At 61.2% G+C, this 19,059-nt stretch carries 17 protein-coding genes and 1 pseudogene; 7 read left to right on the top strand and 11 right to left on the bottom strand.

Annotation, left to right across the window (positions count from 1 at the left end; all coding sequences use genetic code 11):
- Window positions 1-54: 54 nt before the first annotated feature.
- From OGL93_RS09620 to OGL93_RS09600, 5 genes are all read right to left on the bottom strand, one after another.
- The gene (locus tag OGL93_RS09620; RefSeq protein ID WP_263262408.1) at window positions 55-1,290 is read right to left on the bottom strand and encodes an MFS transporter; all 1,236 of its coding nucleotides are present in this window, start codon (window positions 1,288-1,290) and stop codon (window positions 55-57) included.
- On the bottom strand, window positions 1,287-1,811 hold the full coding sequence (locus OGL93_RS09615; protein ID WP_263262407.1) for a GNAT family protein: 525 nt from the start codon (window positions 1,809-1,811) through the stop codon (window positions 1,287-1,289). The genes OGL93_RS09620 and OGL93_RS09615 overlap by 4 nt, the downstream gene beginning before the upstream one ends.
- 84 nt (window positions 1,812-1,895) lie before the next feature.
- Complete coding sequence (locus OGL93_RS09610) at window positions 1,896-2,417, bottom strand: GNAT family N-acetyltransferase (RefSeq protein ID WP_263262406.1); 522 nt, start codon at window positions 2,415-2,417, stop codon at window positions 1,896-1,898.
- Window positions 2,418-2,538: 121 nt separating this feature from the next.
- The gene (gene otnI, locus OGL93_RS09605) at window positions 2,539-3,342 is read right to left on the bottom strand and encodes a 2-oxo-tetronate isomerase (RefSeq protein WP_263262405.1); all 804 of its coding nucleotides are present in this window, start codon (window positions 3,340-3,342) and stop codon (window positions 2,539-2,541) included.
- A gap of 320 nt (window positions 3,343-3,662) precedes the next feature.
- Window positions 3,663-4,973, bottom strand: a complete 1,311-nt coding sequence (locus OGL93_RS09600; RefSeq protein ID WP_263262404.1) for an MFS transporter — start codon at window positions 4,971-4,973, stop codon at window positions 3,663-3,665.
- A 170-nt stretch (window positions 4,974-5,143) separates the two neighbouring features.
- On the opposite strand from OGL93_RS09600, the gene OGL93_RS09595 reads away from it, so the two are divergent.
- Both OGL93_RS09595 and OGL93_RS09590 read left to right on the top strand, forming a co-directional pair.
- The gene (locus OGL93_RS09595) at window positions 5,144-6,244 is read left to right on the top strand and encodes a sugar diacid recognition domain-containing protein (RefSeq protein WP_263262403.1); all 1,101 of its coding nucleotides are present in this window, start codon (window positions 5,144-5,146) and stop codon (window positions 6,242-6,244) included.
- A gap of 97 nt (window positions 6,245-6,341) precedes the next feature.
- Window positions 6,342-7,487 (top strand): glycerate kinase, encoded by a 1,146-nt coding sequence (locus OGL93_RS09590; RefSeq protein WP_263262402.1) that lies wholly within the window; start codon window positions 6,342-6,344, stop codon window positions 7,485-7,487.
- Between the two features lie 57 nt (window positions 7,488-7,544).
- Here the strand turns inward: OGL93_RS09590 and OGL93_RS09585 are convergent, their stop codons facing one another.
- Together OGL93_RS09585 and OGL93_RS09580 are read right to left on the bottom strand one after the other, a co-directional pair.
- A complete protein-coding gene (locus OGL93_RS09585; protein ID WP_263262401.1) occupies window positions 7,545-9,173 on the bottom strand; it encodes a HAMP domain-containing methyl-accepting chemotaxis protein in 1,629 nt (542 codons plus the stop codon).
- 147 nt (window positions 9,174-9,320) lie between these two features.
- Window positions 9,321-10,307, bottom strand: coding sequence for an NAD(P)H-quinone oxidoreductase (locus OGL93_RS09580; RefSeq protein WP_263262533.1), 987 nt, complete (start codon window positions 10,305-10,307; stop codon window positions 9,321-9,323).
- A gap of 225 nt (window positions 10,308-10,532) precedes the next feature.
- Here OGL93_RS09580 and OGL93_RS09575 point away from each other — a divergent pair, with 225 nt between their 5' ends.
- Window positions 10,533-12,746, top strand: a complete 2,214-nt coding sequence (locus OGL93_RS09575) for an OsmC domain/YcaO domain-containing protein (protein ID WP_263262400.1) — start codon at window positions 10,533-10,535, stop codon at window positions 12,744-12,746.
- Window positions 12,743-13,366 (top strand): dTMP kinase, encoded by a 624-nt coding sequence (locus OGL93_RS09570; protein WP_263262399.1) that lies wholly within the window; start codon window positions 12,743-12,745, stop codon window positions 13,364-13,366. The genes OGL93_RS09575 and OGL93_RS09570 overlap by 4 nt, the downstream gene beginning before the upstream one ends.
- Before the next feature lie 51 nt (window positions 13,367-13,417).
- Here the strand turns inward: OGL93_RS09570 and OGL93_RS09565 are convergent, their stop codons facing one another.
- Both OGL93_RS09565 and OGL93_RS09560 read right to left on the bottom strand, forming a co-directional pair.
- Window positions 13,418-13,954 carry a GNAT family N-acetyltransferase gene (locus OGL93_RS09565; RefSeq protein WP_263262398.1) on the bottom strand — a complete coding sequence of 179 codons (537 nt, stop codon included), beginning with the start codon at window positions 13,952-13,954 and terminating at the stop codon, window positions 13,418-13,420.
- Between the two features lie 103 nt (window positions 13,955-14,057).
- Window positions 14,058-14,384: a hypothetical protein gene (locus OGL93_RS09560; RefSeq protein ID WP_263262397.1), complete on the bottom strand. Its 327-nt coding sequence runs from the start codon at window positions 14,382-14,384 to the stop codon at window positions 14,058-14,060.
- A gap of 839 nt (window positions 14,385-15,223) precedes the next feature.
- Between OGL93_RS09560 and OGL93_RS09555 the strand changes: the two genes are divergently transcribed.
- From OGL93_RS09555 to OGL93_RS09545, 3 genes and pseudogenes are all read left to right on the top strand, one after another.
- A complete protein-coding gene (locus OGL93_RS09555) occupies window positions 15,224-15,439 on the top strand; it encodes a hypothetical protein (protein ID WP_263262396.1) in 216 nt (71 codons plus the stop codon).
- Between the two features lie 51 nt (window positions 15,440-15,490).
- A pseudogene (locus OGL93_RS09550) lies at window positions 15,491-16,198 on the top strand (transposase); the annotation flags it as partial.
- A 327-nt stretch (window positions 16,199-16,525) separates the two neighbouring features.
- The gene (locus OGL93_RS09545) at window positions 16,526-17,008 is read left to right on the top strand and encodes a hypothetical protein (RefSeq protein WP_263262395.1); all 483 of its coding nucleotides are present in this window, start codon (window positions 16,526-16,528) and stop codon (window positions 17,006-17,008) included.
- A 499-nt stretch (window positions 17,009-17,507) separates the two neighbouring features.
- Here the strand turns inward: OGL93_RS09545 and OGL93_RS09540 are convergent, their stop codons facing one another.
- The gene (locus OGL93_RS09540) at window positions 17,508-18,263 is read right to left on the bottom strand and encodes a hypothetical protein (RefSeq protein ID WP_263262394.1); all 756 of its coding nucleotides are present in this window, start codon (window positions 18,261-18,263) and stop codon (window positions 17,508-17,510) included.
- A gap of 195 nt (window positions 18,264-18,458) precedes the next feature.
- Window positions 18,459-18,869, bottom strand: coding sequence for a hypothetical protein (locus OGL93_RS09535; protein ID WP_263262393.1), 411 nt, complete (start codon window positions 18,867-18,869; stop codon window positions 18,459-18,461).
- Window positions 18,870-19,059 lie beyond the last annotated feature (190 nt).

Below are 19,059 nucleotides of genomic sequence, written 5' to 3'. Positions count from 1 at the left end.
AGGCGCTACCCAGTAAAGACCATCCACCGCTACGTTGCCCGGTAACTGTTCGCTTTAGGGCGCAGGCTCGGCCAGTGCCTGCGGTTGGCTACCTTGCAGAGCGCGGTAGCCGAGCACGCCGATGGGCACGCAGGCGATGGCCAACAGCGAGAACCAGCCCACGCCGCCGACCTTGGCGATGGCCAGTGCACCGAGCCACGGCGACAGCGCCGATCCCAGCCCGGCAAGCATGGAAATGCCGATGAAGCTGCCGCGCATGCCTGGTGGCGCCAGGCGGTCTACCAGGGTGCCGAACAGTGGCATGACTACGATCTCGGCGAAGGTGGCGAACATCACCGCCAGCAGCCAGCCGAACCACCAGGCATGAACGTTGGCGGCAATGATCCCGTGGGCAACCATCATGCATGCCAGCGCCGCCAGGTACGCGGTTTTGTCCGCCAGGGCGATCAGCCGGGGCATGAGCAGCAGGTGCACCGCCAGCACCACCGCGGCGTTGGTAACGCTCATCATGGCGATCAGGTGGTTGATGTCCTGGACCTGCAATTGCAGCAGGTAGAAGGTCAGCGGCTCGTCGATCTGGGCATAGAGCAGTACCAGAAAGAAATTCATCACGATGACGGTCAGCAGCAGCTTGCTCCCCAGCAGGGCGCGAAACACCGTGGCCAGGGGCGGTGAAACCACCTTCGCGGCCCGCGCGTGTCGCCCTCGGGTGGCGTTGGCGATCACCAGCGCCAGGCCCAGGTTGGCACAGACGGCGACAGCGAACACCGCGTCGCTGGCACAGTTGGCGAACCACAGCCCCAGCAGCGGGCCGATGGCCGCCGCGCAGTTGATCAGGTAATAGCGAATATGGAACAGGAAGGTACGTTGCGCGTCGCTGCTGGCGGTGTCGCTCAACAGCATCCGTAGCAACGGCTCAAGGATGCTCTGGGCCACCGCAAAGACGACGATCGCTACGAAGTAACTGCTCTGGCTGGGGAGCAGGCCCATCAGTGCATAACCCCCCATGCACAACGCGCAGCCTGCCAGCATCAGGTTGCGCGCATCGAAGCGGTCCCCCAGCCAGCCGCTGAGCGGCGACAAGGCGATGGTGACCAGCGCGCCGATGGCCAACTGCGCGCCGATCTCGGTGATAGGGGTGCCGAAGCGTTTGTTCATGGCCACGGCGATAAAGGGCCAGATCATAAAGGAGGCGACCCGCGCCCCGGCCATGCCCAGCAGTAGCCAATGGGTGATCCGGGGCAGGGCGCGCAGGGCAGCCCAGGTGCTAGGCGTGGGCGGCGGGCTCATCGCGCCGCGCCCAGGGCGTATTGGTAGACCAGATCGTCGAACCACTGCTCGCCAATTCGATAGGCCTGGGGCACCCGGCGCTCGAAGACGAACCCACACTTTTCCATGACCCGGCAGGACGCCACGTTGCCATCCGTCACCGTGGACTCCAGCGAGCTAAGCCCAATGGCGTGGGCGTAGTCGATCATCGCCTGGCAGCACTCGGCGCCATAGCCGCGGCCCTGGTATTCCGGCAGCAGCAGCGTGCCCAGTTCGGCGTGGCCCGGCGTCAGGATGCGCAGGCCGGAAACCCCCACCGCCTCGCCGCGGGCGAGCTCCGTGACCACCAGGCACAGCCAATGCTCGGCCTGCGGGCTCCAGGCCGGCAGGCGGTGCTCGAAGCCGCGGCGCACGTCAGCCTCGGCGATTTCACCGAACACGAACTGCATGGTCTGTGGTTCGCGGTGAAGCCTTGAGAACAGCGGCCAGTCGGCCTCGACCAGCGTGCGGAAACTGAGGCGTTCTGTGTGCAGTTCCAGCATCCAGCGCTCCTGCGGGTGCGAAAGAGGATGGACCGTTGTAAGGGGGATCGGGGCAAAGATCAACGGACCAGTTGGGGAGTACCCTCATACCGCAGCGATGCGGTAGCGGTAGATCAGGTCGTCGAACCACTGCCCATCGATCTGGTGGGCATGGGTTACGCGCCGTTCGAACACGAACCCGCACTTCTCCAACACCCGGCAGGACGCCACGTTGCCATCGGTCACGGTGGACTCCAGCGACTCCAAGCCGATGTCCCGGGCATAGCCAATGATCGCCTGGCGGCAATCGGTGCCGTAGCCGCGCCCCTGGTGCTCAGGCACCAGCAAGGTGCCGACCTCGGCGTGGCCCGGCGCCATGATGCGAAACCCAGTCACGCCCACCGCCTGGCCGCTACCCCGTTCGCTGGCCACCAGGCACAGCCAATGCTCGGCGTGCGGGGTCCACGCGGGCAGCCGGTGTTCGAAGCCACGACGTATCTCAGCGTCGGCCAGCTCGCCGAACACGTAGCGCATGGTCTTGGGTTCACGATGAAGGCGGTAGAACAACGGCCAGTCGGCCTCGACCAGCGTGCGGAAACTGAGGCGTTCGGTGTGCAGCTCCAGCATTCGGTACTCCGGCTCAATGGGAGAAACGAATTGTTGTAGGCGGCGCGGCAGCAAAGATCAACGCGCTATCCGACGAAGGGGGGCGGCCTGGCGATTGCCCGACAGGCCCGGGCGCGGCGGCTTAACGCCCAGGGCCGCGGGCCAGGGCCTGCCAGCCGCGCAACCACTGCAAGCCCTCGCTGGTGTTGCCGCGAGGGCGGTATTCGCAACCGACCCAGCCGCTGTAGCCCAGCTGATCGATGAGCTGAAACATAAAGGGGTAGTTCACTTCGTTCTGTGCGTCCGGTTCCTGCCGGTCAGGCACGCCCGCAATCTGGATGTGGCCCACATCGGTGAAGCCGCGGCGCAGCGTGGTCGCGACGTCGCCCTCCATGATCTGACAGTGGTAAATGTCGAACTGGACCTTGAGATTGGGCTGGCCCACCTCGTTGCACACCGCTTGGGCCTGTGCCTGATGGTTGAGGAAAAAGCCCGGGATGTCCCGGGTGTTGATGGGCTCGATCAACACGGTAACGCCCGCCTTGGCGGCGGCCGCGGCGGCGAAACCGAGGTTTTCCAGGTAGGTGGCGTGATGACGGGCGCGGTCTGCGCCAGGCGGCAGTAGGCCGGCCATCACATGGATACGGTCGTTGCCTAGCACGGCGGCATAGTCCAGTGCCTGCTCGAACCCGGCGCGAAATTCCGCCTCACGCCCAGGCAGCGAGGCCGTGCCGCGTTCATTCGCGGCCAGCTCGCCAGGCGGCGCGTTGAACAGCACCTGCGCCAAGCCGTGGTCGTCCAGGCGCTGCTTCAATTCACGGGCGCTATAGGCATAAGGGAACAAGTACTCCACGGCTTCGAAGCCATCGGCGGCGGCCGCGGCGAAACGCTCGAGAAAGTCGTATTCGGGGTACAGCATGCTGAGGTTGGCGGCGAAACGAGGCATGGGCGTGCTGTTCCTGGCGATTGAAAGTGCTGAGCACCGCTCGGTGCCACGGGTGGACGTTAACACCGGGCGCGTGCCGCTGCACGCGGGCGCCTGGGCCCTGGCGGTTTGTTGGAGGCGCCGGAGGATTGTTCGCATGGGGTGCGAGCGGGTGTGCGATGGCGTGCAACACCGACCGTGCACTGCATTTAACGGCTTCGGTGCACCCTTAAACGACTAACCCATGGCAACTAGCAACCACCCATACGGTGAGGACGATAGGCACCGTGGTGCTCGACCGAGCGCGCCAGGCGGCGAGCTCATTCCCTCCCATCGGGCCACTACACCCGCAACCGCCGCGTCATGCGCAAGGCCAGCCCGCTACCCGCCACGATCACCCCCGCCAGCAGGTACAGCGCCATGTCCGTCGACCCGGTGGCGTCCTTCACGAACCCCACGATATACGGGCTGAGAAAGCCTGCCAGCTGCCCCATGGAGTTGATCAACGCCAGGCCACCGGCCGCCGCGCTGGCGCTGAGCAGCGCCGTGGGCACCGGCCAGAACATCGGCAGGCCGGTGAGGGCACCCATGGTGGCGATGGTCAGGCCGAGGATCGCAATGGCCGGGGTGCTGGCGAAGCTCACCGCGATCACCAGCCCAACGGCGCCCATCAGCATGGGCACCACCAGGTGCCAGCGGCGCTCCTTGCGCAGGTCCGCCGAGCGGCCCACCAGCAGCATGAACACCGCGGCCAACAGGTAAGGGATCGCGCTCAGCCAGCCGATCACCAGGTTATCCGCGAAGCCCATGTTCTTGATGATCGAGGGCAACCAGAAGTTGATCGCATATACCCCGCTCTGGATGCAGAAGTAGACCAGGCCGAAGGCCCAGATCGCCGGGTTCTTGAACACTTGTAGCAGGGAGTCGCTGGTGGTTTTGGGCGTGTTGGCCAGGTCTGTGGCCTGGTCGGCCTCCAGCACTGAACGCTCGTGGGCGGTGAGCCATTTGGCGGCGGCGAAGTTATCGCTGAGCAGGAAGTACGCCAGAGCACCGAGGATGACCGTAGGCACACCTTGCAGCAGGAACATCCACTGCCAGCCGGCCAGCCCGCCCTGGCCTACGGCGAAGTGGTTCAAGATCCACCCCGACAGCGGGCTGCCGAGCAAGCCGGACACCGGAATCGCCGACATGAACAGCGCCATGATTCGCCCGCGGCGGAAGGTCGGGAACCACTGCGAGAGGTACAGCACCACGCCAGGGAAGAACCCAGCCTCGGCGGCGCCGGTGAACAGCCGCAGCACGTAGAAGTGCGTGGGCGTGGTCACGAACAGCAGGCAGGTGGACAAGGTGCCCCAGGCTATCATCATCAGGGCGATCCAGCGCCGCGGCCCGAAGCGGGTCAACGCCAGGTTGCTCGGCACGCCGCACAGCACGTAACCGATAAAGAAAATGCCGGCACCCAGGCCGTACACCGTCTCGCTGAACTTCAAGGCGTCGAGCATTTGCAGCTTGGCGAAGCCGACGTTGACGCGGTCCAGGTAGTTGAACAGGTAACACACGAAAATGAACGGGATCAGGCGCAGGGTGATGCGCTTGTAGACGGCGTGTTTACCGTTCTCATTGGCCAGCGGAGCGGCGGCACTCTGTAACATGGCATTCTCTCTTTATTATGATTTTTGGCGCGGCGAGGGTTGCGATGCTCGCCCGTTGAGTCTCGGCCATTGGGGCAGCCCTGTCTTTGTGCCCGCGCACAGTGGCCAATGATTGCGGTTGTGCCGTTGAACAACCTTACAACTAGCCGTTTTCGAAGGGATTAGGGTCCATGTTCGAGCTGGATAACGACTTGGCGCAGGAGATCGTTGATCGAACGATGGCCATTCTTCCGTACAACGTCAACGTGATGGACAGCCAGGGGCTGATCCTTGGCAGTGGCGAGCCTGGGCGCATCAACACCCGCCATGAAGGGGCGCAGCTGGTACTCGCCAACGGCCGTGTGGTGGAGATCGACGGCCACACGGCCAAGCACCTCAAAGGCGTGCAGCCGGGTATCAACCTGCCGCTGTTGCACGACCAGCGGTTGATCGGCGTGCTGGGGATCACCGGAGAACCAGCACAGTTGCGCACCTACGCCGAGCTGGTGCGCATGACTGCCGAGATGCTGGTGAGCCAGCGCCACCAGCAGGCCGAGCAGCACTGGCGGCGCCAGCGCTGCGCTGACCTGCTGGCGCTGCTGCTGGCGGAGCAGGGAGATTCGCCGCGCCTGGTGGACGAAGCGCAGCAGCTGGGGCTCAAGCCGCAGCTGCCGCGCATCCCCTACCTGTTCGAGCTGGGGCCCGGGCAGGCGGCCGATGCCCTGGCCGCCTGGTTGACGGCGCGTTACCCAGACAGCTGGTGCGTGAGCTCCGCGCCGATGTCCTTGCTGTGGTGCCGGCCCGCGTCCAGCACCGTGGACGACCCGCGCCTGTTGGACAAGCTCGAGGCCCTCAGCTGGAACGTTCTGCGGGTTGCGGTAGGCGTGCCTGCCCACGGGCTGGCGGGGCTGCGCCGGGGTTATCGCAGGGTAGGGGACCTGCTTGCCTATGGCCGCGAAGTGCTGCCGCACACGCGCCTGCTGAGCCTTACGCGCTATCGCTTGCCGGTGCTGCTGTGGCCCCACCGCGACAACGACGCCGTCGAGGAACTGCTCGACCCATTACGCCGGGTGTTGGCCAAGGACAGCAACGGCCAACTGCTGGCTACCCTGCGCAGTTGGTGCGCGCATGATGGCCAGAGCCAGGCCTGCGCGGATGCCCTGGGCATCCACCGCAACAGCCTGCGTTATCGCATGGAGCGCATTGCCGAACTCAGCGCGGTGGACCCGCTGACCCTCGACGGCATGCTCGCGCTGTACCTGGGCGTGCAGCTATTGCCCGGCGTTTTGTAGAAATGACCAACGAACCCCACTCACGCTTGTGCATCGGACAGGCGTCATTGCCGCGACCAGCTGGCAGCATGGGCACCATAAAAACCGGAGAACGCCCATGAACATCGTTATCGCACCAGACTCCTTCAAGGACAGCCTGAGCGCCGCCGCAGCCGCCGCGGCGATCGCCCAAGGCCTGGCGCAGGTTTGGCCGGATGCGCGGTTGCTCCAGTGCCCGATGGCAGACGGCGGGGAGGGGACGGTAGACGCCGTATTGGCCGCTTGCCAAGGCACAGTGCGCAGCCATCGCGTGCAGGGGCCGCTGGGCAGCTCGGTGGAGGCACGCTGGGGCTGGTTGGCCGAAAGCCACACCGCGATCATCGAAATGGCCGAGGCCAGCGGCTTGCAGCTGGTCGCCCCAGGCCGCCGCGACGCCTGCGCGAGCAGCACCTTCGGCACCGGGGAATTGATCCGCGCAGCCCTGGATGCCGGGGCGCGGCGGATCATCCTGGCCATCGGCGGCAGCGCTACCAATGACGGCGGCGCCGGGGCCATGCAGGCGCTGGGGGTACGCTTGCTGGACGCCCAGGGGGAGCCGTTGGCCCGGGGCGGCTTGGCGTTGGCGGATTTGGCGCGCATCGACCTCACGCACATGGACCCTCGCCTGGCCCAGGTGCGTTTCGAGATCGCCGCGGACGTGAATAATCCGCTGTGCGGGCCCCACGGCGCCTCAGCCATTTTCGGCCCGCAGAAAGGGGCGACCCCTACGCAGGTCGCCCAGCTCGATGCCGCCCTGGGGCACTTCGCCGAGCACTGCGCTAGTGTTCTTCCCCGGGATGTGCGGGACGAGCCCGGCAGCGGCGCGGCAGGCGGCCTGGGCTTTGCCGCCAAGGCGTTTCTGGCGGCGCAGTTCCGGCCGGGGGTAGAGGTGGTCGCGGAGTTGGTTGGCCTTGACCGCGCCGTGCAGGGTGCCGATTTGGTGATCACCGGCGAGGGCCGTTTCGACGCCCAGACCCTGCGCGGTAAAACCCCCTTCGGCGTGGCCCGCATTGCCCAACGGCATCAGGTGCCGGTGGTGGTCATCGCCGGCACCTTGGGCGAGGGCTACGAGCAGATGTATGCCCACGGCGTGGATGCGGCGTTCGCCTTGCCGTCGGGCCCGCTGAGCCTGGAGCAGGCTTGCGGCGAGGCCGCCGGGTTGCTGCGTGCGCGGGCGGCGGACATTGCCCGGCTGTGGCGGGCAGCGGCAGGGCGCACCCGCTGAAGAGAGCGGGCTAGCGCCCCTTGCTTGACCGCGCCGCCCTACCAAGGAGCGGCGCCGCTACGCAAACTTGAAGCGCCGCACCAGGGTTTCCAGCTCGCCAGCGAGGCTGGAAAGTTGCTGGCCGGCGTCCACCGTTTGTTTGTTGCCGCTTTCGGTTGCCAGCGACAGGTCGCGGATGCTCACCAGGTTGCGGTCGACTTCGCGGGACACATGGGCCTGCTGCTCGGAGGCCGCGGCGATCTGCGAGTTGCGGTCTTCGATCAACTTCACCGCCTGCAGGATATCGTTGAGCGCGGTGCCCGCGGCTTGTGCGATCTCAAAGGTTTCATGGACCTGTGCCGTGCTGTCCTGCATGGCCCCGACCGCATCGGACGAGCCCGCCTGGATGGCACCGATCATCTGTTCGATTTCCCGCGTCGACGCCTGGGTACGATGCGCCAGCGCCCGCACCTCATCCGCCACCACCGCGAAGCCCCGGCCTTGCTCACCCGCACGGGCCGCCTCGATAGCGGCGTTGAGCGCCAGCAAGTTGGTTTGCTCGGCGATGGCGCCGATTACCCCGAGGACCTTGCTGATGCCCTGGGCCTGGCTGGCCAGGCCTTCGACCTGCGTCGAGGTTTTCTGTACCTGTTGAGTCAGCCGCTGCATGGCGCCGAGGGTCTTTTTCACCTCTTCGTTACCGGCGACCGCCGCACTGCAGGACTGCCGCGCGGATTCGGAGGTCGAGGCCGCGTTGCGCGCCACTTCTTCGACCGCGGCGCTCATCTGGGTAACCGCCGTGGCTGCCTGATCGATCTCGGCGTTCTGCCGGGAAAGCGTCTGGCTGGTCTGGTGAGTCACGCCGTTCATGGTTCCGGCCGCGGCGTTCAGGCGGGCCGAAGAACTGGAAATCCCGTGGAGGGTGTCTTTGAGGTTGCCTTGCATCTGTGCCAGTGCGCGCATCAGGCCGGCCGCTTCGTCGGCACCTGCCTGGTCGATAGTTGCGGTCAACTCTCCGGTGGCGATGGCGTTGGCCACCTTCAGCGAGGCGTTGATCGGTTGGGACAGGCTGCGGGTCAGGCGCCAGGCCAGAACCAGGGTACTGGCCACGGCCAACAGCATGATCATCAGCATCACCTGGATGCTGTGTTGGTAGATGCCCGCGGCGTACTGGCCAGCTTGCTTGGCACCGTTGGCATTGGCTTCGCGCAGGGCACTGAGCGTCTCCTGGTAAGCCTGAGCGCGCTGGCGCTGGTCGCTGTTGGCCAGGGCGATGGCCTGGTCGCGGCTGGTTTGCGCCAGGGCCACCACGTGGTCCAGCCCATCCAGGTACGCCTTCATCAACTGCGCGGCGTGCTCGAAGCCGGCGCGTTCGGCTTCATTGGAAATCAAATGATCGCGGTAGAAGGTGGTGCGGTCATTCATCAGGTCGCGGTTGAGCTGGATCTGCTGGATCGCCGTGCTCTCCGCCGCCGGGTCATTGCTGGCCAGCAGCCTGAGGCTTTCGAGGCGGGTGTGCAGCAGCGCTACTTGAATATCGTCCGCCGTCTGGATGCTGGCCAGCCAGTCGGATTCCATCGTTTGTTCGGTCGAGCGCAGCTCCTTGATCTGCTCGAAGGCAAACGCGCCCAGCAGCATCAGGAACAACGTAATGGTGCCAAAGCACAATGCGGCACGAGGAGCGATGCGTAATGAGCGGAGATTCATCGAAGGGGCATTCCCGAAGAGGTCGGAGGGGCTACGACAGGTTATCTGCCGCCTTCGGAAAATCTCGAGTGATAGCGGTGGCGCAATCGCAAGATCGAGCCCGCAGCCAGGCGGCCCGCCACCGTTGGTGGCGAGCCGGCCCACCCGTCAGGCCTCGTTCACCAGCACGATCTTGCCGATATGCCCGCGCGAGTCCATCAATTCATGGGCGGCCCGCGCGTTTTTCAGGTCGAAGGTCTTGAAGATCAGCGGCTTCACCTCACCCTTGCGGATGTGCGGCCAAACCTGGGCTTCGAGCTCGTCGATGATGAGCTTTTTCTCGTCGTGGCTGCGCGAGCGCAGGGTCGAGCCAATGTGCGTCAGGCGCTTGGCCAACATCGGGAACAGGTCGACGTTGGTCGCAGGCCCCTTGGCCACGCCGATCTGCACGATGCGGCCATTCATGGCGGCGGCTTGGAAGTTACGAGCGACGTAGTCCCCGGCGATGATGTCGACCACCACGTCCACGCCGCGCTTATCGGTCAGCCGCATCACTTCGGCAACGAAATCCTGCTCGGTGTAGTTGATGGCGTGGTCCGCCCCGAGGCGCTTGCTGGCGGCTTGCTGCTGCTCGTTCTTGACTGTGGTGAAGATCGTCGAGGCGCCGAACGCTTTGGCGAGCATCGTCGCACTGGTACCGATCCCCGAAGCGCCACCGTGAATCAGCACCGTTTCGCCTGCCTTGAACTGCCCGCGCTGGAACAGGTTGGCCCATACCGTCATGAAGGATTCCGGCACCGCGGCGGCTTCCACCAGGCTCAGGCCCTCCGGCACGTGCAGGGTAGTGCGCTCGTCGGCCACGGCGTATTCGGCGTAACCGCCGCCCGGCACCAGTGCCATGACGCTATCGCCAATGGTGAATTCACTCACCTGTGTGCCCACGGCGACCACCTCGCCGGCGATCTCCAGCCCGGGGATGTCCGAAGCGCCCGGCGGCGGGTCGTACAGGCCCTTGCGCTGAAGCACGTCCGGGCCATTCACGCCGGCGGCGCGTACATGGATCAGCACCTCCCGCGCGCCCGGTTGAGGGGTAGGGCGCTGGGTCGCGGTCAATGCCTCCGGCCCGCCCGGCTGGCGGATCTCAATGGCGGTCATCTGGGGGGGAATCTTGGCAGCAGTCATGGGAAAGCCTCGGAATGACAAGCGGAGTGTGGGATGGAGTTCGGGCAGGCGCATGAGTGCCGTGGATCATCCTCACTTATGACTGACGTTCAACGCGAATGATCGCTTCGGTCACCCTCAGGCAAATGCCCGTCCGCGTTCTGCGCAGATGATGGATAATGGCCGGCAAGCTCTTGACCCTTTTCGTGGTAACCCCGCATGGAAATAAAAGTTAACTTCCTCGATAACCTTCGCCTGGAAGCCAAGTTCGATGACTTCACCGTCATCGCCGATCAGCCTATCCGCTACAAGGGCGACGGCTCCGCCCCGGGCCCCTTCGATTATTTCCTGGCGTCTTCGGCGCTGTGCGCGGCGTACTTCGTGAAGCTGTACTGCCAGACCCGCGATATCCCCACCGAGCACATTCGGCTGTCGCAGAACAACATCGTGGACCCGGAAAACCGTTACAACCAGATCTTCAAGATCCAGGTGGAGTTGCCCGCGGACATCTCGGAAAAAGACCGCCAAGGCATCTTGCGCTCCATCGACCGTTGCACGGTGAAGAAGGTCGTGCAAACCGGGCCCGAGTTCGTGATCGAGGAGGTGGAAAACCTCGATGCCGACGCCCAGGCACTGTTGATGCTCGACACGGACGCCGGCGCCAGCACTTATATCCCGGGCAAGGACCTGCCCCTGGAACAGACCATCGCCAACATGTCGCAGATCCTGGCGGGCCTGGGCATGAAGATCGAAATCGCGTCGTGGCGCAATATCGTGCCCAATGTGTGGTCGCTGCATGTACGCGACGCGCAGTCGCCGATGTGCTTCACCAACGGCAAGGGCTCGACCAAGGAAAGCGCGCTGGCCTCGGCCTTGGGCGAGTTCATCGAGCGCTTGAACTGCAACTTCTTCTATAACGACCAGTACTGGGGCGAAGAACTCGCCAATGCCGACTTCGTGCATTACCCGGATGAACGCTGGTTCAAGCCGGGCCCGAGAGACGCCTTGCCCGCCGAGATACTCGATGCCCACTGCCTGGGCATCTACAACCCGGATGAGGAACTGCGTGGCTCCCACCTGTACGACACCAACTCCGGTAACGTGCAGCGGGGCATTTGCTCGTTGCCATTCGTGCGCCAATCCGACGGCGAGGTGGTGTATTTCCCTTCCAACCTGATCGAGAACCTGTACCTGAGCAATGGCATGAGCGCCGGCAATACGCTCGCCGAGGCGCAGGTGCAGTGCTTGTCGGAAATCTTCGAGCGGGCGGTGAAACGCGAGATCCTCGAAGGCGAACTCTGCCTGCCGGACGTGCCACAGGCGGTGCTGGCGAAATACCCCGGCATCCTCGCTGGCATTCAAGGGCTCGAAGCGCAGGGCTTCCCAGTGCTGGTGAAGGACGCGTCCCTGGGCGGCGAGTTCCCGGTGATGTGCGTGACCCTGATGAACCCGCGCACCGGCGGCGTGTTCGCGTCCTTCGGCGCGCACCCGAGCCTTGAAGTGGCGCTGGAGCGCAGCCTGACCGAGCTGCTGCAAGGCCGCAGTTTCGAAGGCCTGAACGACCTGCCTCAGCCCACCTTCGAAAGCCACGCGCTGACCGAGCCGAACAACTTCGTGGAGCACTTCATCGACTCCAGCGGGGTCGTGTCGTGGCGTTTCTTCAGCGCCAAGGCCGATTTCGAGTTCGTGGAGTGGGACTTCTCCAGCCACGGCGAAGATTCCAACGCAGAGGAAGCCGCCGCCCTGTTCGGCATCCTCGAAAGCCTGGGCCATGAAGTGTACATGGCGGTGTACGAGCACCTGGGCGCCACCGCCTGCCGCATCCTGGTGCCGGGTTATTCGGAAATCTACCCGGTGGAAGACCTCATCTGGGACAACACCAACAAGGCGTTGCGGTTCCGCGAAGACATCCTGACCCTGCACAGCCTTAACGATGCACGCCTCAAGGCCTTGCTCAAGCGCCTGGAAAACTGCGACGTGGATGACTACACCACCATCACCACGCTGATCGGGGTGGAGTTCGACGACAACACCGTCTGGGGCCAGTTGACCCTGCTTGAACTCAAACTGCTGATCCAGCTGGCCTTGAAGCGCTTCGAGGACGCCAAAGAACTGGTGGAAACCTTCCTGCAGTTCAACGACAACACCGTCGAGCGCGGGCTGTTCTACCAGGCGTTGAACGTGGTGCTGGAAGTGAAGCTGGACGACGAGTTGGATATCGCCGACTACGAGGCCAATTTCCGCCGGATGTTCGGCGACGCACGCATGGATGCGGCGCTGGGCTCGCTGGACGGCAGCGTACGCTTCCACGGCCTGACCCCCACCAGCATGAAGCTCGAGGGGCTGGATAGGCATCTGCGGTTGATCGAGAGTTATAAGAAGTTGCACGCGGCCAGGGGGAGGGTGGCTGGGCTGGCATCATCTGAACGATGAATCGTTCTTTGTTCATTTCTGTGGATGGCCCCAAAGGCACCGGAAAAACCACCCTGTTGGAGGCCGTCACCAAAGTGCTGAGGGCCGACAGCAGGAAGGTAATCCGCCTTTGCGAGAAGAAAAGTGACCCTTGCCGGGGCCAAACGATGGCCCTCGTTAACACACTCGTTAGAAACCCCAGCCGGGATTTGGAGCTGGGGGTTTGCGAGCGCTTAGCGGATAGCCGCACTTGGATTTCCCAACACGTGGTGGCTAAACAACCACCGGGCAGCATCATTTTGATCGATCGCTGGTACCCGTCGGATGCCGCCTTTCGCCGGATAATCCCGTTCGCAGACATCTTGAAGTTGAACATTGAGCGGAACGTGCAAGTGCCAGACCTGCATGTTGGGGTCGTCACCGCTCCAGATATTTCATGGAGGAGGGCAGCGGCACGCACGCGTGGGCTTAGCAGTACGGTGATGCATACGCTGGAAGAGCATGTCGCTTGTACCCAAGCGTTCGAGCGTGCGGTGGCAGAGCATGGCTGGGTGCTTTGCCGTAATGAAGGCACGGTCGAAGACGCAACGATGCAGGTGGTTTCCGAGATCCATAAAGTGCTTCGATACCTGGGAGCCTGAACCGCCGCCTTCGACATAGCCAAGCAGGTTTACGCGCTACAGGGCGCCAAGTCATTCAAAAAACTTGGCAAACAGCGCGTTCTCATGCGTCTCGTTTTGAAGGGTGTAGGAGGTAGGGCCCAGGTACTCATAGCCCTGCCGAGGATAAAAGCCGAGCGCCCGCGGGTTCCCAACCCAGACCGTGGCCCAAAGCAGGGGCGCGCCGCCTAGCCGGGCGTGGCGCTCAGCACTTTGAAGTAATGCGAACCCAATACCTTTGCCGGTGAACCGCTCCTGAACATATAAACGTTGCAGCTGCGCGGCGTTCGAATTGGCAATCAGGTTATGTTCGGTATGCAGGGCGATCTGCGCGAAACCTACAAGATGATGATTGATCTCCGCGACCACCAGTAAGGTGCCAGGCGTGGCCATGACGTTTGAAAGAGTGGCGGGCGAGAAGGCATCCAATGCTGCCTGGGCGATCGAGTCGCGAACGCCTTCAGTGGCATAAGTATCGAGAAAAACCTGTATGCCAAGCAGCCCGAGGGACAAGGCGTCTTCGGGTGAGGCAATACGCGTGATGACTTGGGTGGGGCCGTTAAAGGTCATCCAGAAGCACTCCTTGCGTGCCCAGTGGTGCAGGGGAATGCCATGGTATATGCAGAATGGCAGTCAGGCGTGGAAGCAGAGCAATTGAGTTACGGGCCACGCCTCACGCACATTCTTTGGCCGCCTGCGAAAAGCCAGAGCCGATCAGGCTGCGTTCGTACACGAACACCTTGCCACCGCGGGCCGCCTTGTAGGCATCGATGACGTTGTCTGCCGCAATCGAACTCGGCACCACGATCCGGTAATTTCGCTGGGTTTGGGACAACTCCGGCCGCAGCGCATTGCCTTGCAGCTTGGGCATCAGGCACGCGGCGTAAGACTCCGGGGATTTTGCCGTTTCCAACGTGAGGGTCGGTTCGTTGGGGGCTGTTGCACAGCCCGCCAGGAGTGATAACGCGATCAAGCTTATGGGAAAGCATGTGAAGCGCATGGACGTTTACCTTATAGCGGCGTGTGCCGGAGGGCAGGGAAGTAGCCGCTATTTTCGATAGCCGAGCCGGTGAAGAGAATGTGCGATGGGTGATAGTGGCTATTGTTGGAGGCGATAGTGGGGGCGGGTAAGCCGCAGTTATGGAAACACCTGGGCGCTCCTGAGCCCCGGGCTTGATCAGGAAGACAGGAATGGAAGCACTTACCCAGATTCTAAAAGAGACAATTGAAGCGGCTGACCGGCCATTACTGCTGAAGGTTTTGATGAACTGATGGGGTTTTATGCTGAGGATGCATGTCTCGTGGTCAAGCCCGGGTTGACCGTGACAGGCAAGAACACTATTCACCTCGCCTTTATCGCCATTGCAGAGCACTTTAATCACCGCATAGTCGTCACGCAGGGAGATGCAGGTTATACCGGCCGGTGATGTAGCGCTGGCTATCCTGGAGACACGGCTAAGCCACCGATGATGCCGGTACAAAAACCGAGATTACGCGCCTGGCGACCTATGTATTTCGGCAGAGCCTAGGAAAGTGGCTATGTGCAATAGACAACTCTTATGGGACTTACTTACCCGACAATTGACTCGCAAAAAATTTAGCCCGAGAGCATGGCGTCAAGGCGGATCTGACTGATTCAAAGCAAGGGGGTCTAGGAGCTTCTCAGAGCCATTCTCTGAAGCCCTCGAAAACACTTTTGTGACGTACGTTCTTGCGGGCCAGTACGCTGTCGCCAGGCGATGGGTGATACGCGTTCTTGCCCGTCGATTCCCTTTGTCATCGCCAAGCTGGAATAGCATGATTAAGCTTTAAGGCTGGTAATTCAGTGGGGGCCGGGCTTTGAGTGAACTATTGGATGTATTGGCTGACTTTGTTTTCCAGGCGATTTGCTTTCCTATCGGCTGGCCTTTTATGAAGGCCCTCACCCTGGGGAAGTACCCCGTTAAAGGTTCTTGGTTTTCAGAAAGCCCTTCAGCCCAATGGACGTCTGCGATTGGGCTAGCCGTTTTGGTCATCGGGATGATGGCAGCATTGAAGCAGTTTGTAGTGGTCTAATGAGACCGGACACCCATTTAGGGGAGAATGCTCGCCATAGAGAGGCGTCCAATGACCAAGCAACGGCGTACCTTTACCCCCGAATTAAAACGTGAAGCCGCCAGCCTGGTGCTCGACCAGGGCTATAGCTACATTGAGGCAGCCCAGTCGCTCGGGTTAGTTGAATCAGTATGGCGTCGGCGGGTCAGCCAGCTCCAGCAGGAGCGTGGCGGTGTCACCCCGACCAGCAAGGTGTTAACACCTGAGCAGCAAAAATCCAAGAACTGGTAGCCCGAATCAATCGTCTGGAACGAGAAAATTCGATCCTAAAAAAGGCTACCGCGCTCTTGATGGCCGAGGAGCACGAGCGCTCGCGTTAGTCGATCAGCCTCGCTCCGAGGAGCCGGTTGATCTGTTGTGCTCGGTATTTTAAGTCACCCGATCTTGCTACTACGCGTACTGTAGAAAACGCCGGTCCACTGATGCCGAACGGGTGATTTTGTGCCGCCATGTGAACGAACTGTTTACCCAAAGCCGAAGCGCTGCGGGCAGTCGAAGCATCATGCTGATGATGAAAGAGGACGGCGCGCAAATCGGGCGATTCAAGGTCCGTAAGTTGATGCGCGAGATGAACCTGATCAGCAACAACTGGGCTCCCATGCCTACAAAAAGGCCACCGTGGAGCGACCTGATATCGAACGTACTTGATCGAGAGTTCAGCGTAGCATCCCCAACAAGGTCTGGTGCGGTGACATCAAGTACGTTTGGGCCGAAGGTCGACGGCAATGCTGATACATCACGCCAATGCCCACCCTGAGCGTTGACGATGAAAGAGGTCGCAGCAGCGGCTGGCCAGGCGACATTTGGGTTTGCAAACATCCACTACGGAGCTTTGGGGTCGTTACTGACCAAAGCTCTCGCTATTCCCTCCCCGAAATGGCAAGTCCACACTTTGGCCAGCTTTGACGAACATCCAGATGAGCGCCGGCGGCGGGGCCTGATTCATCCTCCGCTACTAGAGGCATTGACGGCGCTAGGCTGGTTGGTCGACACAGCACTGCCCGTAGACGGGAATCTGATGCCGCAAAGGGGCCGAAGAAACCAGGCGTGATCGGTATTGTCGCCCTTATCGCTGAGTTGAGGAAGGCAGGCTTCATTGGCGGTGAACCTCCCGGAGGCAAAGCGAGTCTTTTTCGACACGCTGCGCTCGAGCATCCGGTGTATGTCAAAACTAGCACTGCTAACGCGCCCAAGATACGAGCTCCGTTGATAGTCCATCCGGATTACCAAGATCTCACGAGTTCATGGCTTGAAATAGACGGACTGGAAATTGGGACTCAGGCCTTGTACCACAACTCTGGATTATCGAAGTTTCCTACCCGATTCCATGAAGGCCTAAAGGAAATACCGTATGGGATTGCGCTCGGTTTTCACCAAGAAGGGGCTCTAAAACAATTTCTCGAAGTCTTGCTGGAGTCTCCGGCTAATGCAGCGGGGCCAGAAGCTGGCGCTCCACAGCTAGCGTCAAATTTAGACCAGCAATCTATTGAAGACCCGGTTGCCCGGATGACATTGAGCGTAATGCGCTAATTAAGGCGCGTATAGGGCAAGGCGGGTATTGGAATGCCCTCCTGAGCTACTGGAAAGGTTGCGCGGTCACAGGTTGTCTCGAGGTATCCCTACTGCGGGCGTCCCATATTAGGCCTTGGAGTAGAGCCAATGATGAAGAGCGGCTAGATCCTTTCAATGGCTTGCTGCTTGCTCCTCACTTAGACATTGCCTTCGATCAAGGATTGATTACTTTCGGGGCGTCGGGGGAACTAGTCATCAGTCCGATGCTGAGCGTTGAGGACGCCCAACTTCTCAATCTTGACGTACGCCAGCGGCTATCCCAAATCGAGAAGCGGCATGAGTACTATCTTACCTGGCATCGTGAATGGATTTTTCAGTCTGTTAAGTCGATCCAGTGACTGCTAACGTCGCCAAACTCAAACAAGGGTGCTAAGCCCAAAACCGACGGTGCGGATATGGCAAAACGCCAGTCGGCTAGCGTAAATACTATACGGGATAGTCAAAGTTGCAATCTGGATCAATCATCAGACTGGTGCAAGGCACGCTGCAGCTCCTGATACTTTCTATGAGCGTCATGCTGGCGATCTTCAGTTTCCTTCTGGGCTTGGCGTTGTTGCTCGGCGAGGGGCGGATACCAAATCCATCGATCCTTCACTTCTTGTTCATACGTCCAGACAATCCCGTAGTACAGAGCAAGCAGAGATACCACAACTCCCCCCCAGGTCAGGTACGATTGGAGCAGCCTCATGATTGATGGGGTGTGATGCAGGTAGCCCAAAATGTAGTCACTCGCGACCAGTATCGTCAGCCCTGTGAGCAGAGTTCTTGCATCGGTTTTTTTAACTTGACCCTCCCTGACGTCCAAACTGTGCTGTACGCAGAGTTTGAGCAGGAAATCACTTTTCTCTTCAAGCGCCAGCCTTTTCAAGTCCCTCGGCCGCACGCAGTCCGGTGGGAGCGGATGGTGCTCCGAGGTAGGCTGCGCCAAGACATTAAGAACGTGGACGATGGCCGGTACAACTAGTGAAACGAAGCACATGAATACGAGTGACGCACACAGTATTTTGCCGGCGTTGGTGAGGACGGTTTCGGTGTCAAAAGAGGAACTGGCTAGGTCGTGGCCCGTTAAGACAATCAATGAGATATCAGCAAACAGGCCCACGTAGACTGCTTTCAAGCACCAGTTGAAGTCCCATATCTTTTCTATAATTCCCGATGCTAGTCCTGAAGCGACGGCTTTAGCGTCGTTGCCGGTGTGATGCTCTGCATTCATATGGTTTTCCGGAATTTCATACAGCATCGCGATTGGAAGCCTGCAACCTTTCGCTGCCCTGGGGGAATGCTGCATAGGGCCTGAAGAATGGCGTCTAGTGAGTCAGACCGAAGCTGATCGGCACGGGATAGGCGGCCATGATTCTGAAATCTAATCGCCGCCCGTCCTTAATACAGTGCAATAACAAATCCTGACTCAGATCGACTCAAGGATCTCTCTACGACGACTGCTGTATTCGTCCTCGTCAATGAGATTGCGCTCCTTAAGAGACAACAGCTTTTGTAGACGCGCTTCGATGTCGTTCACAGGCGGCGCTGCTACATGGACATCCAGGGAGCGCTCACTGGCGCCAGCACATGCGGCATTGATGTCGTTCATCAACGCGACTTCGTCAAAGACCGTTTGGCCTTTCTTGTCGCGCATAAGGTTCGAATATGCGCGCCCTAGTGCCAAGGTCTGCTGGCGTAAATCTGCGTTGCGAGGGTCGGCTTTGAGATTCGCCAGTGAGCACTGGTAGGCCTCTCGTGCTTCTGTCTTTGCCTTTTCCTGGGTGTGAGCCCACCAAACTGCGATGACTACGACGGCAATCAGAATGACCCAGATCATTTCAACAATCCTTTGATGGTGTGAGTGAAGATTGGCGAATGATACTACATAGCCGTCTTTCGTCTACGCAAAGGGCATCCGCTATAGGGTTAGCACTGGCCACACTTTTAGGGGCTGCGGCTGTAGACAAAGTTTCGGCTCGTCCATGTCGCGGCCTTCGCAGGGGCAATGTGATGAGGTGGCCAGCGTT

This window comes from Pseudomonas sp. RIT-PI-S, from assembly GCF_025642975.1.
Classification (GTDB): Bacteria; Pseudomonadota; Gammaproteobacteria; order Pseudomonadales; family Pseudomonadaceae; genus Aquipseudomonas.
This window is presented reverse-complemented; position numbering and strand designations above follow the sequence as displayed.

Coding starts and splice junctions, on each gene's coding strand:
- OGL93_RS09560 (WP_263262397.1), bottom strand. CDS start 14,384: ATGCGCTTCACATGCTTTCCCATAAGCTTGATCGCGTTATCACTCCTG.
- OGL93_RS09570 (WP_263262399.1), top strand. CDS start 12,743: ATGAATCGTTCTTTGTTCATTTCTGTGGATGGCCCCAAAGGCACCGGA.
- OGL93_RS09590 (WP_263262402.1), top strand. CDS start 6,342: ATGAACATCGTTATCGCACCAGACTCCTTCAAGGACAGCCTGAGCGCC.
- OGL93_RS09595 (WP_263262403.1), top strand. CDS start 5,144: ATGTTCGAGCTGGATAACGACTTGGCGCAGGAGATCGTTGATCGAACG.
- OGL93_RS09585 (WP_263262401.1), bottom strand. CDS start 9,173: ATGAATCTCCGCTCATTACGCATCGCTCCTCGTGCCGCATTGTGCTTT.
- OGL93_RS09540 (WP_263262394.1), bottom strand. CDS start 18,263: ATGAATGCAGAGCATCACACCGGCAACGACGCTAAAGCCGTCGCTTCA.
- OGL93_RS09600 (WP_263262404.1), bottom strand. CDS start 4,973: ATGTTACAGAGTGCCGCCGCTCCGCTGGCCAATGAGAACGGTAAACAC.
- OGL93_RS09575 (WP_263262400.1), top strand. CDS start 10,533: ATGGAAATAAAAGTTAACTTCCTCGATAACCTTCGCCTGGAAGCCAAG.
- OGL93_RS09535 (WP_263262393.1), bottom strand. CDS start 18,869: ATGATCTGGGTCATTCTGATTGCCGTCGTAGTCATCGCAGTTTGGTGG.
- OGL93_RS09610 (WP_263262406.1), bottom strand. CDS start 2,417: ATGCTGGAGCTGCACACCGAACGCCTCAGTTTCCGCACGCTGGTCGAG.
- otnI (WP_263262405.1), bottom strand. CDS start 3,342: ATGCCTCGTTTCGCCGCCAACCTCAGCATGCTGTACCCCGAATACGAC.
- OGL93_RS09620 (WP_263262408.1), bottom strand. CDS start 1,290: ATGAGCCCGCCGCCCACGCCTAGCACCTGGGCTGCCCTGCGCGCCCTG.
- OGL93_RS09580 (WP_263262533.1), bottom strand. CDS start 10,307: ATGACCGCCATTGAGATCCGCCAGCCGGGCGGGCCGGAGGCATTGACC.
- OGL93_RS09565 (WP_263262398.1), bottom strand. CDS start 13,954: ATGACCTTTAACGGCCCCACCCAAGTCATCACGCGTATTGCCTCACCC.
- OGL93_RS09615 (WP_263262407.1), bottom strand. CDS start 1,811: ATGCTGGAACTGCACACAGAACGCCTCAGTTTCCGCACGCTGGTCGAG.